20 protein-coding genes are annotated in these 24,554 nt (G+C 68.8%); 3 read left to right on the forward strand and 17 right to left on the reverse strand.

What is annotated here, in order from left to right; all coding sequences use genetic code 11:
• Positions 1-493: 493 nt before the first annotated feature.
• The 6 genes from ACFPIH_RS42795 to ACFPIH_RS42820 all read right to left on the reverse strand — a co-directional run bounded on the left by ACFPIH_RS42795 (position 494) and on the right by ACFPIH_RS42820 (position 6,348).
• On the reverse strand, positions 494-1,996 hold the full coding sequence (locus ACFPIH_RS42795; protein ID WP_381183751.1) for an FG-GAP and VCBS repeat-containing protein: 1,503 nt from the start codon (positions 1,994-1,996) through the stop codon (positions 494-496).
• 682 nt (positions 1,997-2,678) lie between these two features.
• On the reverse strand, positions 2,679-3,260 hold the full coding sequence (locus ACFPIH_RS42800; RefSeq protein ID WP_381183748.1) for a hypothetical protein: 582 nt from the start codon (positions 3,258-3,260) through the stop codon (positions 2,679-2,681).
• An 85-nt stretch (positions 3,261-3,345) separates the two neighbouring features.
• The gene (locus ACFPIH_RS42805) at positions 3,346-4,425 is read right to left on the reverse strand and encodes a NucA/NucB deoxyribonuclease domain-containing protein (RefSeq protein WP_381183745.1); all 1,080 of its coding nucleotides are present in this window, start codon (positions 4,423-4,425) and stop codon (positions 3,346-3,348) included.
• A gap of 288 nt (positions 4,426-4,713) precedes the next feature.
• Positions 4,714-5,517, reverse strand: a complete 804-nt coding sequence (locus tag ACFPIH_RS42810) for a hypothetical protein (protein WP_381183742.1) — start codon at positions 5,515-5,517, stop codon at positions 4,714-4,716.
• A 283-nt stretch (positions 5,518-5,800) separates the two neighbouring features.
• The gene (locus tag ACFPIH_RS42815) at positions 5,801-5,950 is read right to left on the reverse strand and encodes a hypothetical protein (protein WP_381183739.1); all 150 of its coding nucleotides are present in this window, start codon (positions 5,948-5,950) and stop codon (positions 5,801-5,803) included.
• 32 nt (positions 5,951-5,982) lie between these two features.
• The gene (locus ACFPIH_RS42820; protein WP_381183736.1) at positions 5,983-6,348 is read right to left on the reverse strand and encodes a hypothetical protein; all 366 of its coding nucleotides are present in this window, start codon (positions 6,346-6,348) and stop codon (positions 5,983-5,985) included.
• Between the two features lie 56 nt (positions 6,349-6,404).
• On the opposite strand from ACFPIH_RS42820, the gene ACFPIH_RS42825 reads away from it, so the two are divergent.
• Positions 6,405-9,341 (forward strand): NACHT domain-containing protein, encoded by a 2,937-nt coding sequence (locus tag ACFPIH_RS42825; RefSeq protein WP_381183733.1) that lies wholly within the window; start codon positions 6,405-6,407, stop codon positions 9,339-9,341.
• Positions 9,342-9,676: 335 nt separating this feature from the next.
• Here the strand turns inward: ACFPIH_RS42825 and ACFPIH_RS42830 are convergent, their stop codons facing one another.
• Positions 9,677-10,279: a HutD/Ves family protein gene (locus ACFPIH_RS42830; RefSeq protein WP_381183730.1), complete on the reverse strand. Its 603-nt coding sequence runs from the start codon at positions 10,277-10,279 to the stop codon at positions 9,677-9,679.
• Between the two features lie 233 nt (positions 10,280-10,512).
• Here ACFPIH_RS42830 and ACFPIH_RS42835 point away from each other — a divergent pair, with 233 nt between their 5' ends.
• Complete coding sequence (locus ACFPIH_RS42835) at positions 10,513-10,854, forward strand: Ku family protein (RefSeq protein ID WP_381183727.1); 342 nt, start codon at positions 10,513-10,515, stop codon at positions 10,852-10,854.
• A gap of 353 nt (positions 10,855-11,207) precedes the next feature.
• Here the strand turns inward: ACFPIH_RS42835 and ACFPIH_RS42840 are convergent, their stop codons facing one another.
• From ACFPIH_RS42840 to ACFPIH_RS42885, 10 genes are all read right to left on the reverse strand, one after another.
• Positions 11,208-12,197 (reverse strand): hypothetical protein, encoded by a 990-nt coding sequence (locus ACFPIH_RS42840; protein ID WP_381183725.1) that lies wholly within the window; start codon positions 12,195-12,197, stop codon positions 11,208-11,210.
• Positions 12,198-13,134: 937 nt separating this feature from the next.
• A complete protein-coding gene (locus ACFPIH_RS42845; protein ID WP_381183722.1) occupies positions 13,135-14,178 on the reverse strand; it encodes a DUF6207 family protein in 1,044 nt (347 codons plus the stop codon).
• A 10-nt stretch (positions 14,179-14,188) separates the two neighbouring features.
• A complete protein-coding gene (locus ACFPIH_RS42850) occupies positions 14,189-15,079 on the reverse strand; it encodes an XRE family transcriptional regulator (protein ID WP_381183719.1) in 891 nt (296 codons plus the stop codon).
• Positions 15,076-15,303 (reverse strand): hypothetical protein, encoded by a 228-nt coding sequence (locus ACFPIH_RS42855; protein WP_381183717.1) that lies wholly within the window; start codon positions 15,301-15,303, stop codon positions 15,076-15,078. The genes ACFPIH_RS42850 and ACFPIH_RS42855 overlap by 4 nt, the downstream gene beginning before the upstream one ends.
• A 532-nt stretch (positions 15,304-15,835) precedes the next feature.
• A complete protein-coding gene (locus ACFPIH_RS42860) occupies positions 15,836-16,243 on the reverse strand; it encodes a hypothetical protein (protein ID WP_381183835.1) in 408 nt (135 codons plus the stop codon).
• 927 nt (positions 16,244-17,170) lie between these two features.
• A complete protein-coding gene (locus tag ACFPIH_RS42865; protein ID WP_381183714.1) occupies positions 17,171-19,123 on the reverse strand; it encodes a DNA/RNA non-specific endonuclease in 1,953 nt (650 codons plus the stop codon).
• 171 nt (positions 19,124-19,294) lie between these two features.
• On the reverse strand, positions 19,295-19,522 hold the full coding sequence (locus tag ACFPIH_RS42870; protein ID WP_381183711.1) for a DUF5131 family protein: 228 nt from the start codon (positions 19,520-19,522) through the stop codon (positions 19,295-19,297).
• A 240-nt stretch (positions 19,523-19,762) separates the two neighbouring features.
• A complete protein-coding gene (locus ACFPIH_RS42875; protein ID WP_381183709.1) occupies positions 19,763-20,590 on the reverse strand; it encodes a DciA family protein in 828 nt (275 codons plus the stop codon).
• A complete protein-coding gene (locus ACFPIH_RS42880) occupies positions 20,587-22,758 on the reverse strand; it encodes a hypothetical protein (protein ID WP_381183833.1) in 2,172 nt (723 codons plus the stop codon). The genes ACFPIH_RS42875 and ACFPIH_RS42880 overlap by 4 nt, the downstream gene beginning before the upstream one ends.
• Before the next feature lie 527 nt (positions 22,759-23,285).
• Positions 23,286-23,432 carry a hypothetical protein gene (locus ACFPIH_RS42885; protein WP_381183706.1) on the reverse strand — a complete coding sequence of 49 codons (147 nt, stop codon included), beginning with the start codon at positions 23,430-23,432 and terminating at the stop codon, positions 23,286-23,288.
• A gap of 465 nt (positions 23,433-23,897) precedes the next feature.
• Between ACFPIH_RS42885 and ACFPIH_RS42890 the strand changes: the two genes are divergently transcribed.
• Positions 23,898-24,554, forward strand: coding sequence for an HAD family hydrolase (locus ACFPIH_RS42890; protein ID WP_381183703.1), 657 nt, complete (start codon positions 23,898-23,900; stop codon positions 24,552-24,554).

Below are 24,554 nucleotides of genomic sequence, written 5' to 3' on the forward strand. Positions count from 1 at the left end.
CCGTCGGCTCGCGTACTGATCTGGGTTCTCGTGGTCGTCGGCGGCGAGACGCTGCAACTCTTCGTAGGTCTAGTCATCGATCATGATGCGGATTTCGCGGGCCATGCCGTCCACGGCAGCTGGGCCCGGTCCCCGCCGGGAAGGAATTGGCTGGTGGGATCCATCCGCGCAGTCGTGCCGAAGGCCGGTGACCCCTCCGCGGCGCCCCGAGCGCCCTCAGACCACGGGCTCTGCAGGGTGCCTATGTCGGACAACTGCGCCGCAGGCGATCTTCCCGTGTTCGGTAACACGTGCTCGCAGGCAGCTCCTAACGTCTGGTCCACGATGTCAGACACGCGCGAGGTGATGGATGAACAGCGATGATCGGAATTGAGGCCCAGTCCTCGTCGTCCTTGGTGAAGGTGTTGAGGCCGGCCTCCCAGGAGGCGTGGCCCGGCGGCGTGCGGCCCTGGGGCTTGGGCTTCACGTGGTGTAGAACCAGGCAGCCGGAGTGCTAGGGGGCGAGGGTCGCCCCGAAGAGGGCGTCGACGTAGGGTGCGCGGATTCTGGCGCCGTTGAAGGACCATGAGCCGGTGGTGGTGAGGCCGTTGCTGGTGCCGGTGAAGATCCAGTCGGCGCCGTCGTAGGAGTCCTCGCCGGGGGCGGAGGCGATCAGTTCGGCCTTGCCGTTTGTGTTGGTGTCGATGAGCCGGACGGCACCGCCGAACCGGTCGGCCTTTTCGGCGGTGCCGGGGACGGACGACAGGTCCTGGCTGATGGTCTTGCTGCCGTTGCTGGTGAGTCCGGTGGCAGAACCGCGCATGATCCATACGGTGCCCGCGTCGTTCGTGCGGACGTTGTTGCCCGGGGCGCCGATGGCGGCGTCGGCGTAGCCGTCGCCGTTGACGTCACCGACGCTGACGGCACCGCCGAAGCGGTCACCGACGAAATCGGTGCCCGGGACCCCGGGGGAGTCCTGTGTCCAGCGCCGGTGGGAGGCGGATCCTGGGGCGCCGGGGCCGTCGGGTCCGCCGAGGACGACATCGATGCTTCCGCCGTCGAGCAGGGCCCCGCTGAGGTCGTCGCGGTCGGCGGGGGAGCCCATGACGAGGTCGGCGTAGCCGTCCTTGTTGATGTCGCCGGAGGCGCCGGTCGGGCCACCGGGCACATAGTGGCCATAGCTCAGCCCCTGGGGACCTCCGGGAAGGTAACTGGCCGAGCCGTGGGTTTCCGCGGGGTAGTAGCCCTCGTATTCGGTGAAGGTGCCGAGGAGGACGAGGTCGTCGGCGCCGTCCTTGTTGTAGTCGCTCGAGGTGAGGCCGGCGGGGGTGAAGTCCTGGTCCCAGTGCCAGGGCACAGGAGCGGCTGCGGATGCGTGCCGGTCCCTGCCGGTGGCGTCGAAGCTGTAGGTACGCAGGTCCTTCTTGTGCAGGACGCCCAGCTCGGTGCCGGTGCCGGTTCCCCTGAACCGGCCGGTCGCCAGGCCCGTCCCGAAGCGGTCGCCCGGCACAGGGCTGCTGTCCCTCAGCCAGAGGGCGCCGTCGGAGCGCAGCCCGGTCGCAGAGCCCCACAGAACGACTGCGGCACCCGCGTCGGCCGCGGTGCCGATGTCCTTGCCGGGAGCGCCGACGACGAGGTCGGCGTAGCCGTCGCCGTCCAGGTCACCGGAGGCGGTGGTCCGGCCGAAGCCGTCGCCGGCCTGGGCAACTCCCGGTACACCGGGGGTGCTCAGACTGAAAGTCGCCCGCCGGGAGGTGGAGATGCCGCTGGCGGAGCCGTACAGCACAGCGACATACCCAGCGCCCTTCTGGGCGCTGACCGTGCCGCCCGGGGCGGAGACCACCAGGTCGGGGTAGCCGTCGTGGTTGAAGTCGTCATGGGCCGCAGGGGCTGGGGCAGCGGTGGCGGCCGTCGCGGTGATCGTGGCACCGAGCGGCAGTAACACGGCCGCGGTGGCCGCTGCGGACAGACGTAGGCTTCTTGTCCTGCTTGCGGAGGTGAGGCGCTTACTCGACACGTCGCGCTCCTGGATCGCTTCATAGCCGGAAACGAAGCGGTAGGGGTACGGCGGGGCCCGTTTCCTCGCCGTCGTGTGTTGGACAGCCGAAAGGGACCAAACGTTGTGTCACACGCGGAAGTTACGACATATGGCGCGGCCGGCCAGGAGTGGCCCGGCGTGCAGGCAGTCCTGCTGCGGTCAGCTCGGCCAGCGGGGTCGAAGGGCTACAGGGTGCCCAGGCCGCCGGGGGCCTGGACGTAGACGTGCTGCGAGGCGGTGGGCAGTTCAGGCCGGCACACAGCCCATCTCTCGTGGGCAGTGATCCACTCCCGGCGGGCGTCGGCGCGAACGGTGTCCCGCTCGGCATCGATGCAGTCGTTTTCCAGGGCCGGCGGAATGTCACCGGTGACACTGATTCTGTGACCGGGCGTGCACAAGCGAGCGCCTGGCGGTAGCCGTCGGACGCCGGCTCAGGGGGCTTCACCGATGCCCCGGACGCAGCAGGTTGCGACAATTTGTTGTCGCTGTTTCACGATCACCGGAGGGTACATGCTCCGTGCCGGCTCGCACCTGGGCCGCTTCGTACCGGCGCTGGCCGCGTGGTCTCCCGCGCGCCGGGCGGAGGAACCGGTGACCGCCGGGGCGGGCTTCACGCGCCGGCTCACCGGCGGCGGTCCGTGCGACCGGAAGGCTGGGGGCCTTACGCGTCGTACTGGGTGTACGTGACGGTGTAGTCGTCCACGGTCAGGGCTCGGTCCGCGGCGTACTCGGCGCGCGCCTGGCGGTGTTCCTCGGTGATGTCGGGGTGCACTGGGGGCGTCTGGGGGGCGGGCCAGAACTGGACGAGGTGGCGTTCGCCGTGGTCGCCGATGCCGGGGGTGGGGTCGTCGGCGTGGCAGTACAGGCGCATGCGCACCCAGTCTCCGCTCTCCGGGGAGGGCTGGATGCCGAGGGGTTCCTCGTCTGGGGGCCAGGCGTCGGGGATGTCGCCCTGGTCCAGGGTCGCCACGCAGACCGCGGGCAGGTCGGCGTGCAGGCTCAGCTCCTCCGCGCTCTCCCAGCCGCCGCTCGTCTCGGGGGGCGGCTCGGCGTCGTGGATCTGGACGGTCAGCTGGAGGGGGCCGGTGTCGGTGGTGGTCAGGACCACGGCGTTCGCCTCGCTGGCCGGGCCGCAGCGCCATCCGAAGGGCATTTCGGCGGGGTAGTCGTAGTCGTCGGTGAAGCCGATGAGGTAGCCGTTCTCGCCGAGGTCGACGGTGAACGAGGACGCGCGCACCAGCATGAACTGCCTCCTTGGACACGGCCGGTGCCCCGTTCCCGTGTGACGCGGGAACGGGGCACCCTGGCTTGCGGGAGTGTATCGGCGGTCAGGCGATCACGTAGAAGGGGTCGTGGTCCATGACGTGCATCTGGCCGCGCCAGGCGGTGATGCGTCCGCCCTGGGACTTGTTCTCCTGGACCTTGACCCAGGTGATCTCCCGCTGGCCGGCGGCGAGCGTGGTGCCGCCCTCGTAGGTGGAGGCGAAGGGGTACTCGTCGCACGAGGTCCGGCCGGCGGCCTGCATGTCTGCGGGTGCGGTGCGCGGGCACACCGCGGTCCGGTGCTGGGTCTCCTTGGTCTTGTTGATCATCCAGTGCAGGGGCTTGCCGCCGTTGGGGTCGCCGTAGTGGCCGCCGCGGGCGCGCAGGTTGCGGATGCCCTCGTCGATGCGGGCCAGGCCGACCATGCTCACCCCGGTGGGAACCTCGGGGATGGCGCAGCCCGAGCGGTTGGTGCGGGTGGAGCCGTAGTAGTTGTCGCAGCGGTAGACGGCCGAGGCGTAGGAGACCTTGCCGGGGCTGTAGCCGGCCTTGGTGAAGGTGTACGTGTAGGTGGTCTTCGCCTTGGCGAGGATCTTCTTCGGGGCGATGGTGGTCTTGTAGCCGACCGAGCCGCCGGCCGCGCTGTCGAGGGTGTGGCCCTGCGGGAAGGACACGGTCGCCTTGGTGCCGCCGCCGGACTTGGCGGCGGCGTTGACGTGGACGCCCTTGCCCTGCCCGGTGGTCCGCGCCTTGGAGATGGTGAACTTCTCGCTCCAGTTGGCGGAGTTGGTCTTCAGGGTCATCTGGTGCTTGACGTTGAAGTCCGCGGTGCCCTTGATGACCGGGCGTCCGTTGACGATCTGGATGACGTCGACGTGGACGGTGACCCACTCGCACTCGCTGAAGCGGTTGATCGTGATGCGGTTGATCGTGCAGGTCGCGGCGGCGGCCGGACTGGCGGCCGCGCGTGCCTGGGCGGTGGGTGAGCCGGTGGTGGGTGAGGTGACGGTGACGCGCAGCCGGCTGTCGCCCGGCTGGCTGGCCATCGCTGACGGGGCGGCCGCCGTCACCAGCAGCCCGAGTCCCGCAGCCCCCGTGGCGAACAGGTTGATCAGTTTCAAGTTGTACCCCCGGTGTTGTCGCATGCGACAGGGGCACACCTTGGTCAACTCACGTGCCCCCGCCGCGCGTTGACGACATACAAGCACAGGAGACGCAAAGATTGCATAGCGATTTGCTCTGTTTCGGGGATAGGTGAGCAGATGCCACACATTGGCTGCCGATTTCAGTCAATCGGGCGTCGCCATGGGGGAAGGCGACGGGCCAGGCTCACTCCACCGGGCCATACCCGCGCATGGTCCGGGCGGCGTTGGCGCGGCAGGTGCGGCTCAATGGGACGGGGTGGCGCAGTCACCGGCTTGTAGCCGCTGGGTTCAGGCACTGATCGGTAGGTCTTTCCGTGCCTGCTCCAGGTCGGTTGCCCAGATCCACAGCCGCTGCTGGGGCGGCACCTGGTGGTAGCCGTACAGGCCAACCTCCGTCAGCGTCCACAGGTCCACGCACACCCGCTGATAGGCCTGGGCGATCGCCTCGGCCGGATTGGTCAGCTCCCTGGCGCCGAGCTTCATGCAGGCCCGGTACTCGTATCCCAGCAGCAGGTTCTGCCCGAACTGCGCCCAGGCGCCGAGTTGCTGTGTCCAGGCCGCGTCGGCCTCGTCCAGCAACAGGTTCAAGTCCTTGGTGGGCGGGATGGAGGGGTAGATGACGAAGGTGGCTGCCCAGCCGAGCGCCACCATGTCCAGGTTGAACGTGCGCCGCCGGGGGTCGTCGCGTGGCGGCAGCGGATCAGAGGCGCTGCCGGTGAACCAGGGCGCGGTGTAGGCCAGCAGGCGTCCGTTGCCCTCGACGAGTTCGCCCGTGGCGATCACGGCCATCTTGCGCTGAGAGCCGTCGGGGCGGGCCAGGCGGGTGGCCACCATCGCCGTGTGGGCCTCGGCCGCTGCCTTGCCCGCGTCCTGATGGCGCTGCGCCGCGTCGGGGGTGATCCGGGAGACGAGATAGTCGCGCAGTTCATGCGGCAGTGCGTCGTAGGTGCCGTCCAGCAGCCTTGCCTTGGCGCGCTCCAGAGTGGCCTGGGCGGTGAGTGGAGCACCGCCGTAGTGGCTCTCCGGAGTGTCGATGGACACCATGCGGATCGCCATGGCGATGTTGGGGGTGTCGCCGTCGGTGACGCTCAAGAATCGGTAGTCGTTGGCGGGCCGGCTGTGGCCCACAAAGCCGAGATCGACCACAGCTACTCTCCCGAAGGTTGGGCCCGAGGTCGCGAAGGTGGCGTCGGCAGAGACATCACGGCTGATCAAGGGCTTCGACCCGGACCGTCCGCCGACGCCATAGCGATTCCTGGTGCCATCTTCCGCCAAACCTCCGTGGAGAAGCCTCACTCGATGGCAGGGAGGGGGCCTTCCAGCCTGCATTGCACGTCACAGCGTCGGCCCGGGCGCACTGTTCGCCCGGGCCGGTTCAGCTGATCATGGACCGGGCGAAGGCGACGGTGCCGGCGAGGGCGCCCCCGGCAGCCAGTCCCGCGACAGCCCACGCGTTTCCTGCCAGCACGGTCAGCACGGCGATCTGCGTGCCCAGCGTCAAGATGACCGCGGGCTGTACGGTCATCAGCGGTTTCTGCGACCGGTCGGACGACGTTCTCACTGCAGCTCCCGGCGGTTGTTCTCACGCCTGCGCCACTCGTTGCCGAGCCGGATCAGCTTGCGTCGGGCCCGCTCCCCTTGCGCCTCATCCTGCTGCACCAGAGCCGACGCCTTGGGCCACGGCATGGGCTGGTTCTCCGACCATGCACGGACCAGAGCCTGTTCCTGCTCTTGGCCGGACGCGTACACCGCCAGCCTCGGAGCGGGCACCGTGCCCCGCCCGGTCACCTGGTAGGCGGAGTGCTGGTCGGCCTGGTGTGGGTGCGCCCGATCAAGGTGGGCGAGGACTCGCTCACCAGCATTGCGGAACTCGCGAACATCGCCGCAGCAGCAGCGCCTATAGGCGCCCCGTGATGTGGACACGCGCGCGGGTGGCCCACCAGGGATGAACACCTAACGTCACCTATATCGTACGCTCCGTGTATAGGAATGGGCGGGTCGGTGGTTCGCTGAAGCGATGGCGGCGCCATGGCATCTGGCTGGGGGCAGTGGCGGTCACGGGGACCGTACTGTTTGTGGCGCAGCGCGGCGGAGAACTCGACGAGACCGCCTCGCTGACAGCCGTACTCGGCTTCGGGCTGTCTGCCATCGGCCTGGCCGTCAACCTCTGGCGGGAAAGCGCTGCCAGCGAGCGTGCCGACGAGACCTCGTCACTGGAGCGGCTGCAGCAACTGGCTGACCGGTTAGCCTCAGCGGTACAGGAGCAGTGGCAGGCGGAGTGGCGGCTGCGTCGGCTCCAGGACCCGTCTCCGCTTCAGGTGCAGTGGTCGCCTGCCGAGGCGTGGCTTGTCGACGAGTCGGACGGCACAGGCCAGGCCGCAGAGTCGGAGGACCAGCTCGAGGGTGTCTCGGCCGCTTTCGATGCTGTGCCCTCACGGCGGATAGTGGTCTTGGGCAGTCCGGGCAGCGGCAAGACGGTTCTGGCGGTCCGCTTCACCCTGGACCGGCTGGCACACCGCGCCTCCGGCGATCCCGTCCCAGTGGTCTTCCCACTGTCCGGCTGGCAGCCCGAGCGGGAGCGACTGCGGGACTGGATGGCCACCTATCTGCGCACCACCTACCCAGGTGCCCACTGGAGTCGGGAACTACTGCACGCCAGCCTTGTACTGCCGGTCCTGGACGGACTGGACGAGATGCCGGAGTCGTCCTGGGGCGCGGCTCTGCATCGGCTCAACGCCGAACTCGATCCGGGGCAAGGAGTGTTGCTTACCTGCCGCACACAGACGTATGCGAAAGCCGTGGAGACGGGGGACGTGTTCACGCAAGCCGCAGTCATCGAACTACAGCCGCTGGCCTTCGCCTCCGCCAGCGGGTACTTGGTGCGCACCGCCCGGCCGGTGCGGGGGGCCGACGGGCAACGGACCACGCTCTGGGACCCCGTCCTGGCGCATCTGCGAGCGCACGCGGACACTCCCCTCGGTCGGGCCCTGCGCCTGGTCCTGAGCACACCCTTGATGGTGGCCATGGCCCGGGCGGTCTACGGCGACACGGGCAAGGACCCAGCCGACCTTCTTGAGGAGCGGTTCGCTGATCCGGCCGTACTGGAGCAGCACCTGCTGGAGGCGTTCGTGCCGGCCGCCTTCACCGACAGCCCATACGCCGAGCGGGCCCGCGACTGGCTCGGCTACTTGGCTGCTTCCATGCAGCGGCGCAGCACCCGGCGGCTTGCCTGGTGGCAGCTACGCCTGGAGCTGCCCTGGCCCCTGCGCAGATTGGGACCGATCCTGCTGCTGGGCTGCGCGGCCGTAGTCCTCAGCACGGTGATGGCCCTGGCACGCGGCGTGTTCACGGAAGGGTTGTGGACGCCGGCAAGCGACTTGCCGTTGGTGATGAGCGTCTTCATCGGCGGGGTGTGCCTGGGCTACCTGGCACTGAGCGGCCGGCCCGCAGCGGTGCGAGCGGGCGCTTGGGAGGGTCGGCAGGTGGCGCGTGACGTGCTGTTCCTCGCGGCCACAGCGGCTCTGGCGGGCATGGCGGTGGGCTTCACCACCCATACCGACCTCACAACCGGGTCGTGGTCCCTGCCCATCACATTCGGCGACATGGGATCGCTTGCCATGGCCGCTGCCTGTGGTCTGGCCACGGCCACCGCCCTGGCCGTGCTGGGCATCGTCGGCGATCCGTTTCCCCTGTACACACCGCTCGCCAGGCGCCCCCTCGTCAGAGCCGTCGTGATCGTCCTGTTGACCGCGCTGCTGGCCCTCCTCGTCACGAGCATCTTCTCGCTTCCTCTTACTTGGAGCGCAGTGGCAGCGGCGCTCGCGGCAGTCCTCGTGGCAGCGGGACTGTACGACCGGCAGAGCAGTGCTGCAGGGGCCGCTTCCCCACCGGCCGCTGGGCGCAGGCGCCGCCGACGCTTGCTGCGTGCCCTGCTGCGCGGGCTCACAGCTGGTTTGCTGGCCGGCCTGTGCCTGGGGTCCGCCTTCGGTATCGCCGCCGCCACGACGCTGAGCATCCGCGGCGCCCGACACGCAGACTTCCCTCATGGCACACCGCACCGCCTGCCGGACGGTACCCGCTACGTCATCACCGCGGACGGATGGCGCCACGGCCTGCACTCCGACGGTGACCGCTACCTGCGCACCCCCGGGCCTGTCGACGGAGTGGTCGAGGAATACGAGGACGGCACCCGATATGCACGCGCTGCGGCATCCCTCGATGAAGCCACACGCTGCTCAGCCGATCGCTGCACACCCTTCCACGGCCCCATCGAGCTCCATGTCCGCAAGCCCGACGAATATCCCGAGATCAGGCTCCCCAACGGCACATACGCCGACGACTACGACCTTGTAGATCGGTTGCCGCCCGCGCGCTCACGTGACTGGCTGCTCACGGCGCCGCCAAGCGCACTCTTCGGCATCATGATGGACTTGGCCCTGACGGTCGGCGTGGCATTGGGCCTGGTCAGCGGCCTGACTTCCGCCATCCACACCTGGCTGGTCTCCCCGGCCGACACCGCACGCGCCGTCAGCCCGCAGGCTGGCCTGCGCACCGACCGAACGACCGCCATCACCCGAGGTGTCACACTCACCGTGCTGAGCTACCTGATCACCACCGGGCTCGTTATCCTTCCCATCGGCTCGGAAAGAGAATCGGGGTACCTCCTCTTCGCCCTCCTCCCCTGGCTGTTCGTCGGCCCCCTAGCCATCTGCCTCAGTGCATGGGGCTGGTTCCTCGTCACCCGGCTGTGGCTGAGCACCACTGGGCGCCTTCCGTGGCACCTGATGGACTTCCTCGACGAAGCCCACGAGCGAGGAGTGCTGCGACAGGCCGGAGCCACATATGAATTCCGCCATGCCCGACTACAAGAACACCTCGCCGCCTCCACGCAGCAGCAATCCCTACTGCAAACCTGAGTACCCGTGGTGTTCGGAGACCACAACGAGCGCTGCCAAGAAGGGTTTCGTCCGCTCCGCATGCAAGCAGAACGGCGACGAACGCCCCGGTGAAAAGACACCGCGCGGAGATCCGGCATCTCGGATGGCGAAGCGGACGCTGGTCACTGCTCTGACGCCCGCGGAGCCCCCACAAGAGACACCACCTGACTGAAGACACCGCGTGGTTGCTGATGCGCGACAACAGCGAGGTCCGGGCGGGGACAGCGGCCGCCGAGCGGGAGAGGACAGAGTTGCGGCCGTAGAGCGCCAGGGCGCGGGCACGGAGATGACTGGGCGGGCGCCGGCTCCCGGCATCAGCGCGCCGCGGTGATCCTGATCTCGGCCACCGTGCCGTCGCCCCGTAGAGCCAGCGCCCCCGGGCCTTCGTGCGGTACGCAGTCAAGACGGCCGAGCGCCGTCTCCCGCCCGTTCGGTGCGCCGACGGCGATCCCCTCGGTGACGGCCACGGCGAGCAGGGTCTCGCCCGCGGCGCACGCCATCTGCGCCCCCTGTGCGGCGGCGACGCTGACGATCCGTACTTGTGCCGTCGCCCGGCCCCTGCGGGTCATCACATTCATATCGCGCACCGCGCCCGCCTCCAGCCGGCAGTCCGTCGCCGCGTCGCCGGAGAAGGCGAAGGGGCTCAACGGTGCGACCGGATGCGGGGTCCCGTCCACGGTCAGCACCATGCCTTCGCCCTCGACCAGGGTGATCACGCGGTCGATCCCGGGAAAGGAAGAGAAGGAGCCTCCCGCGTCCACGTCCGCGACACTCACCCGCCAGTCGAAGCCGTCCTCGGGCTCCACCGGGGCCAGGGCCGCCTGCACGGCGCCCGACGCGACCTGCCGGGTCATACCGCCGCCGTTCTTCCACGGCATGCTGCGGTATCCGCTCCAGCGCAGAACATCTCCGCCCATCCGACGCCGCCTCCTTCTTCCGTCGTCCGGCCGATCGCCCTCATCGGCGAACCCGGACCCCATCGGGTCTCTCGGTCATAGGGCTGTACGAGCGCCCCCAGGCACGTGATCACCGAGTCCGGGGCCAGCCTACGTGCCAGCCAGGCACGCAGAGCGGGGTGCCCCGGCGAGGGCTTCGGCCGTGCCCTCCGACGGTCCCTCGGGGGCCCGGGGTCCCGTGCCGGGATCTCCTGGTGTGCGAACTCGACGGCGCCCGCGTCGCCGAGCAGGACGTGGGCCGCGCGTATGAGAGGGCCTCCGGCGCCCTCGTGCCGGTCACCGACGACGACCTGGACCGGCTGCCGCTGCCCACCGCGCACACCATCGAGCTGCCCGGTACCGTCCCCGCCGACGGCATCGACCCCCGGCGGCCCGGCGCCTACTACCTCCCCGCCCAGGACTCCCCCACAGGGGCCGCCCCTACCTCCTGCTGGCCGCGGGCCTGGCCAGGCGCCGCCAGGCCGTCGCCGTCAAACTCACCGTACGCGGCGACCGCGAGCGCCTCGGCCTGCTGCGGCCCCAGGGCGACGCCCTGACCGTCGAGCTGCTGCGCCGACCGGACGAGGTACAGGCACCGGCCGGCATCGCACCCGCGCCGGTCGACGCCGGGGTGACGACGAACTCGCCGCGGCCCTCGACCTCATCTCCGCGCGCAGCGCGGACTGTCTGACCGACGTCCCCCCCCCAGCTCGTCGACCACTACGCCCGCGCGTCCGGCCGCGTTCTGCTTGCGGCCTCGTGTGAACAGGCCTTCGGTCCGGACGCCGCCCCGGCACCTGGTCGCGTTCACCGCGCCGCAAGTAGCCCAGCGGATCAGGGACGAACGCCGCGGCCCCGAAGCGGGGCGGCCGCCGTGCTGTAGGCAGGCGTGGCGCTGGTCGTAGCGGAGTCATTCCTTCAAGTGTGGCGAGGCGGCTCCAGCCTCCACGTACAGGGCTCGGAGGTCGTCGGCGAGGCCGGCGTGGTCATGCAGGTCGATGTCCAGGGCGTGGCCCATGAGGCCGAACAGGTCGTGCACGAGTCGGTCGTACATCACGGGCAGGAGAAGCCCCTGAGGCGGCCGGGCATCCTCACCGAGCGTGGGCTGCGGGCGGACTCGATACTCGGCCAAGGCACTCTGGTGGGTACGGTAAATGACCACTGCTTCACGCAGGAGGTCCGGCCACGGCATGCGGACCGGTGGCGGAGCGGGCCGACCCTCGAAGACCGCACCTGCGTTGGCGAGTTGGTGGGCCTTGCGGGCGGCTTCGGAGGCGTCGGCGCGCTGCTGCAGGCTGTCCACCGCGTCCAGGCGCATCGCCAGGGAGATGATCGCGGCCGCGCGGCTGGCGGCCCAGATGGACTCGGCACGGCGTGCGCGGCGGGCGCGCGCGGCCTCCACACGTTCGGCCTGAGTCCTCTCCCCATCGTCGGGGGCGATGCCGTGGAGGTCGTCGCGCAATTGGAGGTAGCGGCGTTCGGCGGCCTGCCGGCTCTTGAGTTCCTGGGCGTAGGCGATGCGCCGCCATGTGACGTTGAGTCCGCGGGCCGCGCCGATCAGGCGCCGCTCGTCCAGGAGGAGCTTGTCACGCAGGGTGCGGATCACGAGAAGGGCTGCGAGCACGCTGGTCTCGTCGATGTCCGGGGCCCGGTAGCGGACGCGCTGGATCAACTCGTCGTATTTGGCGGCCACGCCAGTCAGGTCACGGTCCTCGATCGCAAACTCGCGGCTGGCAGCGAGGGCCAGTTCGCCGGCCCATTCATCCGGGTCGCGTTCGGGCTGGGTGTGTAAATGCAGCCAGGCGGCAGCGCGATTTATCTCTTCAGGTCGACCGCTACGTGTCGTCCTGATGACGACGCTTTTTGTCGTCCGCCGGACGACATTTTCTTGTGCAGGCATATGTGTCTCCAAATATGAAGTCTGGTTAGGGTCAGTGAGATTCTTCGGGGCTGGCCTCGACGTCCTGGGCGTGGTCTGCCGAACGGCGCCGGCGGATGGCACGTGCGGCGGCCGCGGCCGCCGCCCCGGTGGCCAGAACCAGCACTCCGGCAAGGTACTGGGGCCAGACCTCGTGTAAAGCGCTCTGCATCATGGCAGGTCAACGCGCTTGCGGCTGTTCCGCACGCGCGATTCTCCTCTCCGGAAGAAAGCCTCCGATACGGCACGGTGCCGACGAAGAACAGCGGTCGGGCCGCGCCAAGCCGTGACCCACGGCACATACGCCGTCCCGCACGCCCGCGTACGGCAGGGCGCGCAGACGGCCATGTCCCTCGCTATTCATAAGGGCGGCCCGCTCGGCCTGGACACCTGATTCAAAAGAGCGCCACCCTTCGCCACCCCCTGCCGGGTAGAGCGCCACCCTTCGCCACCCCGGAATAAAGAATTCCGGACTCTGGATTCTCGCGATTGATCCGATACAGAGGCGGCGCACAATAGGTACGTCGGATTCGGCGGCGAGGACCGGCGGCCCCGGCCGCGCAGCGCGACGCCGGGCGTGGGGCCGCCTGCCCTGAACCGGTCCCGCCGCAACGCGTCGCACGGCGTCGCCGGGGAAGGCGCTATCGGCCAGGCCCAGCGCGCCCTTGCCTTCGACTTCACCGACCCGCGGCCGCCACCGACGGACCCGTCCTCGGCGAGGCCGTCCGCGACGCCCGCAATCAGGCCGTTGCATTTCCCCGCAGGGAACGGGGCGTCTTCCCTCGGGTCGCCAACGCTGCGCCAGACGCCCGGAGTTGCGACGGCCGGCCAGCATCAGGACCATGTTGTTGTGCTCGCGGCCGGCACCACCGCTCTGCGGGATGACCGCGCGGGGTGCGAGGAGCGGAGCTGGGTGCTGCTACCTGGACGGCTGTGCGGCTCGGGGACGGAATGCCCTGTGGCGGCAATCGGTGATCCGCCGCCGGTCCAGGTAGTAGCGCAGGCGGGTACCTGCTTCATCGGCCCTGCTTTCCGCGCGGTCGGCGGTGGCGGCCTCCCAGCAGACGGCGACGGCTGCTTTGAAGAAGGCGGAGACGGGTTCGCCGTCTGAGGAAGTCACCTCTACGAGCAGGCGATCGGGCTCCGGGGAGTGTTCCTCGGGCGGGCCGGGTTCGGCGGTGGCCTGCAGTGGAGGGCGGTTGGGCAGGCTTTCCGCCGACAGTGTGTCCTCGCCTGTCGACCAGGAGGCCGCGGTGGCGGCAAGGATGATTCCCAGGTGTTCGGCGAAGTCCGGTCCGGGCAGGGGGATTTCGATGCCGGGGTGACGGTCGTAGCCGATGGCCACGGCCGCGGCCACGAAGTCGATCACCGCCGTGGCGGTCTCGGTGTGTTCCCGGGGCGCGGCCTGGGTGAGGCGGCTGAGAACACGCAGGACGGTGGGGATGCTGGTGTCGGCTGTGATCAGTGTGTAGGCGGGGGCATCGTCGTTCTCGGCCGGGTAGGTGCGGGTGAGTCCTTCCCGGAGGTCGGAGCAGGCCTGGGCCTGCCAGAAGCTGGCGGCGTAGGGGTCGCCGTGGGCGAGGTGCTGGAGGTAGAGGCTGTAGGAGGCGGCGGCGTCACCGGCCCCGGCGGCGTACTGCCACCAGAAGCGGGCGCCGGCTTCGGCTTCGGCGAGCTGGAGAACGCAGCCGAGGATCCAGGCGGCCCGGGGCTGCGGCAGCTGGTCGGTGATGAAGTCGGCGAGCTGGTCGGCGGTGCAGTGGACGAGGGCCGCCTCACACAGGGCGTAGAGACTGCGTGCGGCGCCGTCGTCCGCCACGTCGCGGCCGTGGGCGACCCACAGGGGTGCGCCGTCTGGTGCGAGTGCGGGGTAGGCGGTGTCCTCGTACGGGATGACGTCGGACGGAACGTGTGGCTCCTGCAGGAGCAAGGACTGGGCGAGCAGTTCGTCGATGGCGGGCATGGAGAGGTGATCACTCCCGGGTGTCGGTGTGGGGGTGGATGCCGTTCAGGGCTCCTCGGGCGTGGTGGTCCAGGGTGTGGGTGAAGGCCGGGGAGAGCCCGACGATGCCGGGAATGGCGTCGGGATCAAGGCCGCACAGGTAGCGCAGTACGGTGACGTCCAGCTGGTCTCGGGGCAGCTGGGCGATCGCGTCGAAGAACCGCGCGAGCTTCTCGATCTGGGCCAGGCGGGCTCCGAGGTCGGGGATCTGGGCCTGGGTGGCGGTGGAGAGCGCGGCCGTCCGCAGGTCGGGGCGCCCGTCGTGCCGCTGGTGGGCGCGGCACATGACGCGGGAGCGCAGCAGCAGCCAGGCGTGGCGGGGGGTGTTGGGGCTGGCGACTGCTTCTTCCCAGGTGAGCCAGAGGATGTCAAAGGTCTCCGCGACAACCCACTGGGCACGCTGGTCGGACTGGAGGAACACGCGCGCGTAGGCGGTGTAGGGCTTCTCCATGGCCTCGGTGAAGCCGTGGTGGGCTACCGGGCGTTCTTCGGGGCCTAATGGCTGGACGTCGTGGATGCGGCTCTCGATCCAGGTGAGGTTCTTGTTCGCCTCCCGGGCCGCGGCAGTCCACAGGCGGCGCAGCGGCCAGGCCGGGAGGTCCAGGGCACGGACCACGCTGTAGGTGATCTCCCAGCCCGGGTAGTAGCCCTTGCCGCGCAGGAGTTCCGAGAGGCGGCTCTTGGAGTATCCGGACCTGCTGACGAGCTCGTCGAGGGTCAGGCCGCTGGTGAACAGCCGGTTGCGGAGGAACTCCAGCCACGCGCGGTGGGTGGCGCCGACCTCCTCCTCGATCGACTCCGGCGGACGGCCACGCCGACTCGGCGGCTCTTCGTCGGGCTGCTCGGGCTCCGGTGACGTCATGACGGCTCCTCACGCCCGGCTGCCGCGGCAGCCGTCGAGGACCCCGGCCCTGTGGTGCGCTGCCGCTCTGTGCCGCTGAGGGCGGCCATGATCTGCTGGACGAGCAGTCCGAGCGAGGGCAGCAGCGTGGCCACGGCCGCGAGCTGCCCGAGCACGGTCATGACCGTGCTCCACGCGAGGACCGCTGCCAGTACGGCTACGGTCATCACCTGTGTGCGGGACATGTGCATCTTCCCTGACGTGAAGAGGGTCTGGAAGGCACCTCCGCGGCGGTGCTGAAGCGCCGCGGAGGAGCTGGACGCCAGCATGGTCCGTCAACACCCCGCCACTCAACGCGATCATGAAGATACGGAACAAAGGGCTCACGCAACCCCGGCAACATGAAGAGCCCTTTACGCCACGGCGGTCACCAGCGAGGGGCAAATCATGGCCGAATGAATGCTTTTGGTGGCGAAACCGCACTTCTCATTGCGGCACTGCGGGGAGGGAGCACTATGGAACACGGACGCCTCCCCCGGCGTTGCACCTTCCTGTCTGGAAGGCCGCGCGGCCCCCTTGTGCTGAAGAACGACCGAAGGGGACCGCACCGCTTCCGCCCAGCCTCCCGCTGGCGGAAGCGGCCGGCCAGGCCAGCCGAGCGTGCCGCGGCAGCGGCCAGTAGCAGCGCAACAACACCGCGATCTGCCGTGCCGCCTGACTGTACGACCGCGCCGGTGCTCTCGGGCCCGCCCCAGTGTCACCGACTCCTTGGCGTGACTACCTGGTTGGGGATGCCTCGGTGGTGAAGCCGGAACTGGGGAAGCGGCCTGGAATCAGGGGGCAGGTCAGCTTCTGGCGGGTGAGGAAACCGGTCATGGCGCCGGTCCATTCCCAGTTTCCGGCGCGGCCGATGACGACGATGTGGCCGTGTTTGGGATACCAGTGGAGTCTGTGGCTGTTGGTGGTGGTGCCCCAGGGGTGCAGGCCGCCGGGTTCCGGGTGCAGGGGGTCGGGGACGTCGTCGGAGTCGATCTCGCGCAGTTCGCGGTGTCGCGACTTCGGGACGGGGACGAGATGGTTTCGGCGGAACCAGCCGATCTGGCCCTCAACCCCGCCCTTTTCATGGGCCCCGCGGATTCCCGGCTGACTCCTGCCCAGGCTTGTTGCCGCTCTCGCCCTCCTCATCGCCACCTCCGCCGCTTCGCCCTTCACTGCGGCAGCGGCTTGGCGCTGTCACGCGGCTGGCTCTACGAAGCGCAACCGTCCTGGGCCACGACCTCGTTTAGAAGACGACGGCTCCTGCAAGCAACCCATGCAGGCCAGTCAAACGGGTGACCTTTCGCCGGTGACGCTGACATACGCCTATGAGCACACTAAATTCCCAACAGTAAGCAGGGAGTGTTCGATTGGCGGAGGCGCGTTCGATGACCGCGAAAGGCGAGGCGTCGGTTTCGACTATCGGCCTCGATCTCGAGGTGACCGGAATCCGAATGTCCAGGGGCACCACCTGCACTCTGTGAGTGGCTGCCGCTTGATTTCCGGCGAGGAAGGGCTATCGAAGAAAGTGGGGTCATGGATAAAAAAAGTTGGCACTGGCTCCAGCGTCAAGCCGAGTATCAAATCAGACGGATTACGTATCTGGGTGCCGGCCTCGCAGGTATCGGACTATTTGGAGCTGGCGATGTAGGTGCGGGCATTTTCAGTCACGCCTCCGGATTTCGTGTTGCCTTCATGGTTCTAGCCCTGGCTACAGGGGCGAGTCTTGGTCTTGCCTGGGAACCCTGCCAGAGAGCAATTTTCGAAATCGAGCGAGACCACAGTCATGAAATGGACGCTGATCGAGATCGTGAATTGCCAGGTCAAGGACTCTACTTGGCGTCAGTGATACTTCTCGCTTTGACCGCGCTCGTGCTTGCAGCTGCAGCTTTTAGGGCCGCGGTGTGACGAGGGGCAGGTAGCGCATAATTCTGCCATGCTGGATCACTGTTCCTGAATCGATTTCCTCAGCCGGCATGTGGCCGTTATCCCGGACTATTAGAAACTGTACGACGTTCGCGCTCGCGGCCGGCTGAACCAGGAGACCATTGTGCTGTGCTGGCAGTGAGGCTCTTCTCACGGTGTACGCGGCTGATTCCACTGGGCCGGCTTGGTGGCTGCAGCTGATAGGGGGGGAGGGCGGAGCCAGCCCCAGTCGATGGAGGACAAGTTCTCCACAGGAGTGCGGTCGGCTGTCACTTCGGGCACAAGCAGGTTGTCGCCCCTGTGAAGAACTACTGGGAAGCGCAGCTGGGTACGGTCTTCGATCTCGCCGAGGGTGACCTGGAAGACACGGAACTCGTCGAGTTCGAGTGCTTCGAGTTGGTTGAGGTTCTGGGTGAGTAGAAACGCTTTGGCCCTGAGCTCGCCTTGCTCGGTGAAGATGATGATTTTCCAGAATTCCCGGGGGAGTCTCACCCCACGGAAAGCGCGATCGTTGTCCTGGAAGACGGGGCCGCCGAACATGCTGACCCTCAGGTCGTCGACGTCGACATCGGCGAAGACGGCGTCCTCCAACTGGCCCCACACTCCGTTCTTGGAGCTTTGGTTGAAGTCATCCATCTGGGGGGTGATGTTGGTGTAGAAGAACGAGTCGGAGTTGGCCTTCTCTGCTTCCGACAAGCTGCCCCACAGCAGGTCGGCGCGGCGGGCGATGTGGCCGCGGTCCAGCCTGTTGTTCTCATACAACTCGTTGCCCACCTGAGCGGCGGCGGGCAGTCGGGGGTCCTTGACGAAAGGGATCCCGCTGCGGCTGAGCTTCTTGAGAGAAGCGCCGTCGATGTTCCATCCGACCCAGAACGGGAAGCGCCGATCCGCGCTAAGCGCCAGGGAGAAATGCGTGTAGGGAATGACCTCGGAACCATCGAGACTGACTGCGTTGCGGGCGAGGCCAGCATCCAACTGTGGGACGTCGACGTGCTCACTGAGGAAGCCGGCGTCGTATCCAGTCGTGGCCTGGATGGCCTCCGTGGTGGGCGGTGTAAGGCTGATCTCAAGTTTCTCGAAGACTGAGGTAGACAAGCAGGCCAGGGCGTGCTCGTCTGGTCCTCCCACGCTTTCACCACCGAAGTGCAGCCCGGCCAGGACCGTGCTGGGGCGGCCGTTGCCATGCTTGAAGAGCCACACCGCCCCGGAGTCCCCCGGAAGGCTGATCCCGCCGTCAGCCGGCGGGTTGGTGGGGTCGGGGCCGATCTCGAAGCAGCCGATGCTCCTCACGCCAACCTCAGCGCCGTAGTTGATCTTGGCGACCGTATCGATGCGGCGGACGACGCCATGGGTGACGCCGGTGGTCCGCCCGCTCTTGACCACCTTGTCGCCTAGTTCGGGCTCGCCCAGTTCCTTGGGCACCACGCCAAGCTCGAAAATCTCCCGGGTGAAAGAGCGGTCCTCAACGGTCGCGATCGCGCAGTCGCCGGCCACGCCGAGGTGGGAGCGAGTGAGCACGCCGAGGAGGTTGCGGTGGGTGCGGTTGTCGTCGTGCGGGCTGGGCTGGAAGACCTCGTTGCCAAGCTCTCCGTCACCGCCGTGCAGCACATGCCAGTTACTCAGGATGTACGGCTTGCCGTCGCTCTTATCGAAGACGATGCAGCCGACGGTGCCCGCTCCGGGCGGCACGGTCCCGGCCATACCGACGCTCACGCCCGGCGCGATCGGGTCCAGCCGAGTCTTGCGAGCTGGGCTTTCGCCCTCTTCCACCGTCCGGAAGTGCGGCTCGTAGGTGCGCTCGAGCACGTCGGTGGGTACCTCGACGCCTTCCCAAGGGATGGTTTCGGGGATCAGGTTCGTGCCCAGAGCGCCCAGCGCCTCCTGCTCCGCCTTGGTGGCCACGGTGAACTGCACCACCAGCTGCCGGCCATACCTGCCGTCTGTGACCTTGCGACCGATCCCGACGGAGGTGATGTTCGGATCCTCCAGCAGCTCGGGGCTGCAGGCGCGGATGAAGCGCCGTAGCGACTCGATCCGCTCCTTCTCAGCGGATGCGGTCCTCTTCGGCGAGGCGGCGGTCTTCTTCCTGGACTTGGCGGTCACGCCGGGATTTTCCCTTCGCCAGAGGAGATGGCCCGTGCGGCGAGCCCGGGAATTCGGCTTCCGGTCAGCGCAAGAGCCGCCTCGCAGCCACGCAATGACTACAAATAGTAGCCACCCTTCACCTAGCGTGAGAGGAATTGGAGCGCTCAGTCAGCTTGACGCACGCACTGTTCAAGCATCAAGGGACACGAGCAGGGCGTCCGGATGCACCGTCAGCCCGAACCCGGGCCCGGATGTGCGCGGGTCACCGTCGGCCTGGTACTTCGGCGATCCCATCGCTTTCAGCCGCTTCGCCAGCGTCAGCGCGTAGCAGTTGTCGCACCCCTCGGAGACGCGGTCGCACCCCGTGGTCGGGTTCCACGTCGCCTCGGTCCACTCGATCGCACTGCGGTCACTCACTGGCCGGCCCTCCATCCACTCGAACCGAGCCTCATCCCCGACGGCGCAGTCGCGGCCCGCTGTAACCCCAACGACCCGCCGCACCACCGGGTACTGGCATCCAACCATCCGACGTCCGCACCGTACTCACTACCCCAAAAATGAAACATATGTTCCCTTCCTTGTGATGGTCTACGTACTGCAAACCAGCCGTCCCCTGGGTGCTGGCCTGCTGCCTCCCGCAGCCAGCCCCCTCCCTGTTCACGCTGTGGGCCGCAGTGCCGCCGACCCCGGCACTGCGGCAGCCGTCCCGGAATCCCGTCCTGCTCGTTCCGTGCGGGCCCGGCGCAGGGCGGCGGCCTCGGTGGTAGCGGCTGCGCGGCGGCGCTGAGCGCGGGTCACCTCGATCGAGGCTGTCGCATCGTCCGGGACGACTTCGGGGTCGGGGAACGCGCGGCGGCTGAGTTCGCGCATCGCCCGGGTCTGCCGCTCCACCGCTTCCTCGATGCCCGGGTCCACCCGGCGGGGCGACGCGGTCTCCTGGTGCGCGGCGAGCGCGCGGCGGTAGCCCTTGCGCGCCGTCTCCCCGGTCCTCGCCGGGCCCGTGGGCGCGGCCGGGACTTCCGGGGCTACGTCGGCTGGAGCAGGCATGGGTACGGCGCCGGGCGGCAGGATCCGCAGGGTGAGCACGACCGTGCGGCCCGCTGCCTTGTTGGCAGCCGCGATGATCCGGGTCTGCTCCAGGCGCGTCTTCGTCGCCCAGGCCGTCGACTCCGGGCACACGGTGAGCTGGCCGGAGTCGGCGTCGTAGCCGACGGCGGTGACGTGCCCGGCGAGCTCGGGGGCGATGGCCTCCCACCGCTGGCGCAGCGTGGCGCCGGCGGCCGGGAGCTCCCAGGCCCGCTCGGTGACCAGCGCGCCGATCGCGGCACCGAGCCCCATCGGCTCGCGCCCGTCGCGTCGCACCGTACGGACCGGCTGCGGCTTCTGCTTCGCCTTCTGGCTGCTGCCGTTCTTGCGCGCCGTCTCCATCGCGGCCCGCAGCGCGACCCGGGCCAGGTCGACCCCGGACACCTCGCCGCCGCTCATGCCTGCCCCCAGGTGGCGTAGCCGAGGTTCAGGTGCCCGAGCCGGGAGAGGTGCTGTGCCTGGTCGACCAGTTGGTGGCTGAACAGCCGTCGCGCGGACGTCTCGCTGTACCGGTCGATGTGGTCGAAGACGACGCTGTGGTCTTTCATCCCCCGCACCCGCCAGTTGCGGACTTGCTCACGGGTCAGCTCCTCGAGGACCAGGTCCTGGTCGTCGTCGACGTCGGCGGTCTCCGGCTCCGGTGCGGGGACGACGGCGGCCTGGCGCGGTGCGGGCAGTACGACCGGGGCCACCGGCGCGGCTGGGACGACGTCGGCCGGCTGCGCGGCTGCGGCTTCGGCGCGGGCCTTGGCGGCGGTCTGCCGGGCGCGGACCTGTTCCCACTTGTACGCCTTCGCCCACGCCCGGGCGGTCACGTCCTGGTGCAGTTGCTGCTCGGTCGCCGCCCGGCGCTCGGTCTCGGAGGCGCCGGGCAACGCCGCGTCGACGGCGGCCGCCAACGCGCGGCGCTGGTCGCGGCGGTCTTCCTGCTTCTCCGCGCAGCGCGGGCAGTCCTGGCCGGAGTCGAGCAGCATCCGGTCGTCGCATCGCACGTCGCCGCACTGCTGACGCTGGGGCAGGGCCAGGCCGATCAGCCAGCCCACTGGGTCTTTGATTGGCCCGTGCAGCCGCATCTGGTCGGCCAGGCGGCGGGCGAGCCGGTCGGCGAGGACCTGCGGAGCGTCGGCGCGACCGGCGAACCCGATCACCCGCTTCAGCTCGCTGCGGGCTGCGGCCTCCACCAGGCGGCGGGCGGCCGGACGGTCCAGCCGCGCCCACACCAGGTCAACCGCAGCCAGGACGGCCCGCAGATCTTCCGGCGGCAGGGGCACCCTCCCCCGCTGCTGCCTGCCCTGACCCGCACCGTGCACGACCCGCACCGGAGTACCCGCCACCGGCCCGCAGCCGGGCTTCTCGCTGCTGATCGACGGGGACTTCTTCGGTTGTTCCCCGCGCAGCGGGCCGCCGTCCTCGCGCACGCACGCGCGGTCCGGCAGACCAGGGTTCCCACCACGGCCTTCGCCGGAAAAGCCACCAGAGAGCGGGAGAGAACCAGCAGGAGTAACCACAGGAGCGTGAAAGGCGTGAAGGTGTGCAGCAACGGCGAGGTCTGTGGAACCGGCTTCCCCGCCCTGCCCGGCGTCCTCCACCCCAGTAACCACAGGGGTTACAAGGCTTCCGGCCGTCTCATGATCTCCGGATGCACTACCGGCGAGGTCTGAAAACACGGAGGCGGCGGCCTCGCGGGCCTCCCGGACGAGGACACCGTGAGCCCGGGCGACCGGGAGCAGCCGCACCCGGCTGCGCGCGTTCAGCCCGGACGCCGTCTCGCGGCGGTCCACCGTCAGCACGTCCTGCTCCTGGAGCCGCGCCAAAACCTTCGCTCCAGCGGCCGGCGAGCAGCCCAGCAGCCGTCCCGCCGTCGCGGCCGGACGGCCCCGCTCGGTGTCCACGCTGCCGGAGCACAGCTGCAGCCAGCCCCTGGAGTTCGAGGACAGCACCATCAGCAGCAGCCCGAGCCGGTCCGTCGCCGCCCCGCGCCCCGTACGGTCCGCAAGCATCCCCGCCCGGGTGACCCGCCCGTCCTTGTCCGCCCAGCCCGGCGCGAACAGCGCCTCGATCAACTTCAGCAGGACGACCAGCTCCACCCGCGACAACGCCAGGACATGCCGCCGGTCCCCGCCGTGCTGCGCCCGGTACATCGGGATCACCCAGCACTCCAGGCCCGTCATCCGCCCGGCAGCGCTGGTCGTCTCGTTCGACCCGACCACGCCGCGTTCACGCAGCTCAGGCAGCACCTTGTGCGCGATCCGGGACGTCTTCAGTCCCACCCACCGGCCCAGCTCCTTGGCGGTGATCCGGGTGCTGTAGTCGTCCGCGACCTTCGCCTTCGCCATCAGCACCACCGCCGCGAGCCGCGCGGGGTCACCAGCGCCCTTCAGCGCCGGGTCCGACACCAGAGCCCGCACCGCGGCAAGCAGCCGGGTCCGCATCGTCTTCGACAGTTGGAGCGGGTTGCCCAGCTCCAACTGAACGACCGGACCGGCCTGCGCCGGCACCGACCGCAGCTGACGGCGCGAAACATCGCCAACGGGGATGTCGAACACGGAAGCGGCCGACGCCGCCATGGCACTCACCGGGCCACCTCGGCGGAGACGATGACAGGCGACAGGTCGATACGGATCACCCGTGCAGGCTCCGACCTCCGGCCTGTGGACAGATTCCAGCGAGCGGCGACGGGCTTGTGGACAACCGAGGAAGGGGTCCGTACTTGAGGCAGGCCTGCCGCAGGAAACACGCGATGAACCGAGCGAAAGGCCGGGCATACGGGATGAATCGTGCTGTGAAATCCGTCAATGTGGGACGTCACAGACGGGCAAAGGGTGATGAAACGGGCGTATCTGGGCTGGTAAAAGCCCGAGCAGTCGTGCAAAATGACGACGGCCTCCTTCTCTGAAGGTGGTCGTGCAGAAGCCCCCTCGGGGTGCTTCTGATTCTGGTGAGAACCGAGAGTTGAACCGCTTGGCCGGGTGCGAACCGGTCGGGCGATCCCTTCGGAGGGCCTGCGAAGCTCTCCGGTGGCAGATGGGGCGCCAGCTGAGGTGACTGCGAATCACCTGGGAGCTGGTCCCCGGGCGGCCAAGCCGCCCCTCGACTAACTCATGCCGCTCCCCTCAACCGAGGGGCAGGCGGCTGTGCGCAGCACAAACGCCCCGTCGAAGGGCCAGCGGTCGCTCATGCGCTGCTGGCACCACGGCGGGGTGCTGTGTGTCTGGGGCAGGGTGCGGGTACCCTGGGTCATGTCGATCACCTTGGACTCGCTGAAAAGGACGGGTGGTCGGCTGGCCGTCGGACTCCTTCGACAAAGTCCTTCGGCCCGCCCCCTCGACTTGCTCAAGGTCGCGGGGGCCATTTTTTTATTGATCAAGCTCGGGGACACGATACTCCCCCGCCTCTCCGATACGGGCGCCAGGGGCTTACGTGTCGCATGGCCCCACGTTTGCTGTCGGTCCGTCAAACGCGCCACGCCCTTCGTGAAATGAAGCATCTCCATGTGCAGGAACGCCCTGGTGAACAGGCAAGTTTCCTTGATTCGAGCACATTCTGATCGCAAATCAAAAGCCCTTTGGACAGGTCGATCTGCGATTCCCGTGGGGCGGTCAACTTGATGCCCGAGCGTCCCGCGCCACGGGATGTGGTCCGACTCAAGCTCGCCGAAAGCACGCCCAGAGGGAGACGATGCTGCGTCGCGGATAGGGTCACCTTCGTGCAACAGCGACTGGCCCTCTTCGATCTGGACGGCACGCTGGTTGACCGGCGATCGGCCTTCAGCGATGCCGTGGTCGGCGTGTGCCGGACGCACGGCTTCGGGTCCGAGGTCGAAGCGTGGCTGCTTACCGAACTCGCAGACCGAGCTGGTCCCGGCAGCTTCCTCCGGGTGTGCGAGGCCTTCGCGCTGACCGAGCCCGCAGCGGAGCTCTGGCAGACGTATGTCGACCAGATGGCAGCTGCCGTCTCCTGCCGTCCCGCCGTCCTCGAGGGCTTGGCCCGCCTCCGCGAGGGCGGCTGGACGATCGGCGTCGTCACCAACGGCGCCGCCGACATTCAACGCGCCAAACTCACCGCCACCGGCCTTGCCGACCTGGTCGACGGCGTCGCCGTCTCCGGCGACCTTGAGATCCGCAAACCCGACCCGCGGCTCTTCCGTCTCGCCGCCGGGCGGTGCGGACACGACCTGACCGAGGGCGGCTGGATGTGCGGCGACAACCCCGGCGGTGACATCGGCGGTGGCCAGCAGGCCGGGCTGCGCACCATCTGGCTGCGCGGCCGTCCCTGGCCCGCCCACGTCGACGCCCCCGACTACACCGTTGACGACGTCCTCGACGCGATCGGCATCCTGCGCACCCATGACCACCGGAGGTAG

This window comes from Streptomyces vulcanius (genome assembly GCF_042653945.1).
In the GTDB taxonomy this organism is placed as follows: domain Bacteria; phylum Actinomycetota; class Actinomycetes; order Streptomycetales; family Streptomycetaceae; genus Streptomyces; species Streptomyces mangrovi.

Coding starts and splice junctions, on each gene's coding strand:
- ACFPIH_RS42800 (WP_381183748.1), bottom strand. CDS start 3,260: ATGCTGGTGCGCGCGTCCTCGTTCACCGTCGACCTCGGCGAGAACGGC.
- ACFPIH_RS42805 (WP_381183745.1), bottom strand. CDS start 4,425: ATGCGACAACACCGGGGGTACAACTTGAAACTGATCAACCTGTTCGCC.
- ACFPIH_RS42815 (WP_381183739.1), bottom strand. CDS start 5,950: ATGACCGTACAGCCCGCGGTCATCTTGACGCTGGGCACGCAGATCGCC.
- ACFPIH_RS42830 (WP_381183730.1), bottom strand. CDS start 10,279: ATGGGCGGAGATGTTCTGCGCTGGAGCGGATACCGCAGCATGCCGTGG.
- ACFPIH_RS42840 (WP_381183725.1), bottom strand. CDS start 12,197: ATGCCTGCACAAGAAAATGTCGTCCGGCGGACGACAAAAAGCGTCGTC.
- ACFPIH_RS42845 (WP_381183722.1), bottom strand. CDS start 14,178: ATGCCCGCCATCGACGAACTGCTCGCCCAGTCCTTGCTCCTGCAGGAG.
- ACFPIH_RS42850 (WP_381183719.1), bottom strand. CDS start 15,079: ATGACGTCACCGGAGCCCGAGCAGCCCGACGAAGAGCCGCCGAGTCGG.
- ACFPIH_RS42855 (WP_381183717.1), bottom strand. CDS start 15,303: ATGTCCCGCACACAGGTGATGACCGTAGCCGTACTGGCAGCGGTCCTC.
- ACFPIH_RS42860 (WP_381183835.1), bottom strand. CDS start 16,243: ATGAGGAGGGCGAGAGCGGCAACAAGCCTGGGCAGGAGTCAGCCGGGA.
- ACFPIH_RS42875 (WP_381183709.1), bottom strand. CDS start 20,590: ATGAGCGGCGGCGAGGTGTCCGGGGTCGACCTGGCCCGGGTCGCGCTG.
- ACFPIH_RS42880 (WP_381183833.1), bottom strand. CDS start 22,758: ATGGCGGCGTCGGCCGCTTCCGTGTTCGACATCCCCGTTGGCGATGTT.
- ACFPIH_RS42885 (WP_381183706.1), bottom strand. CDS start 23,432: ATGACCCAGGGTACCCGCACCCTGCCCCAGACACACAGCACCCCGCCG.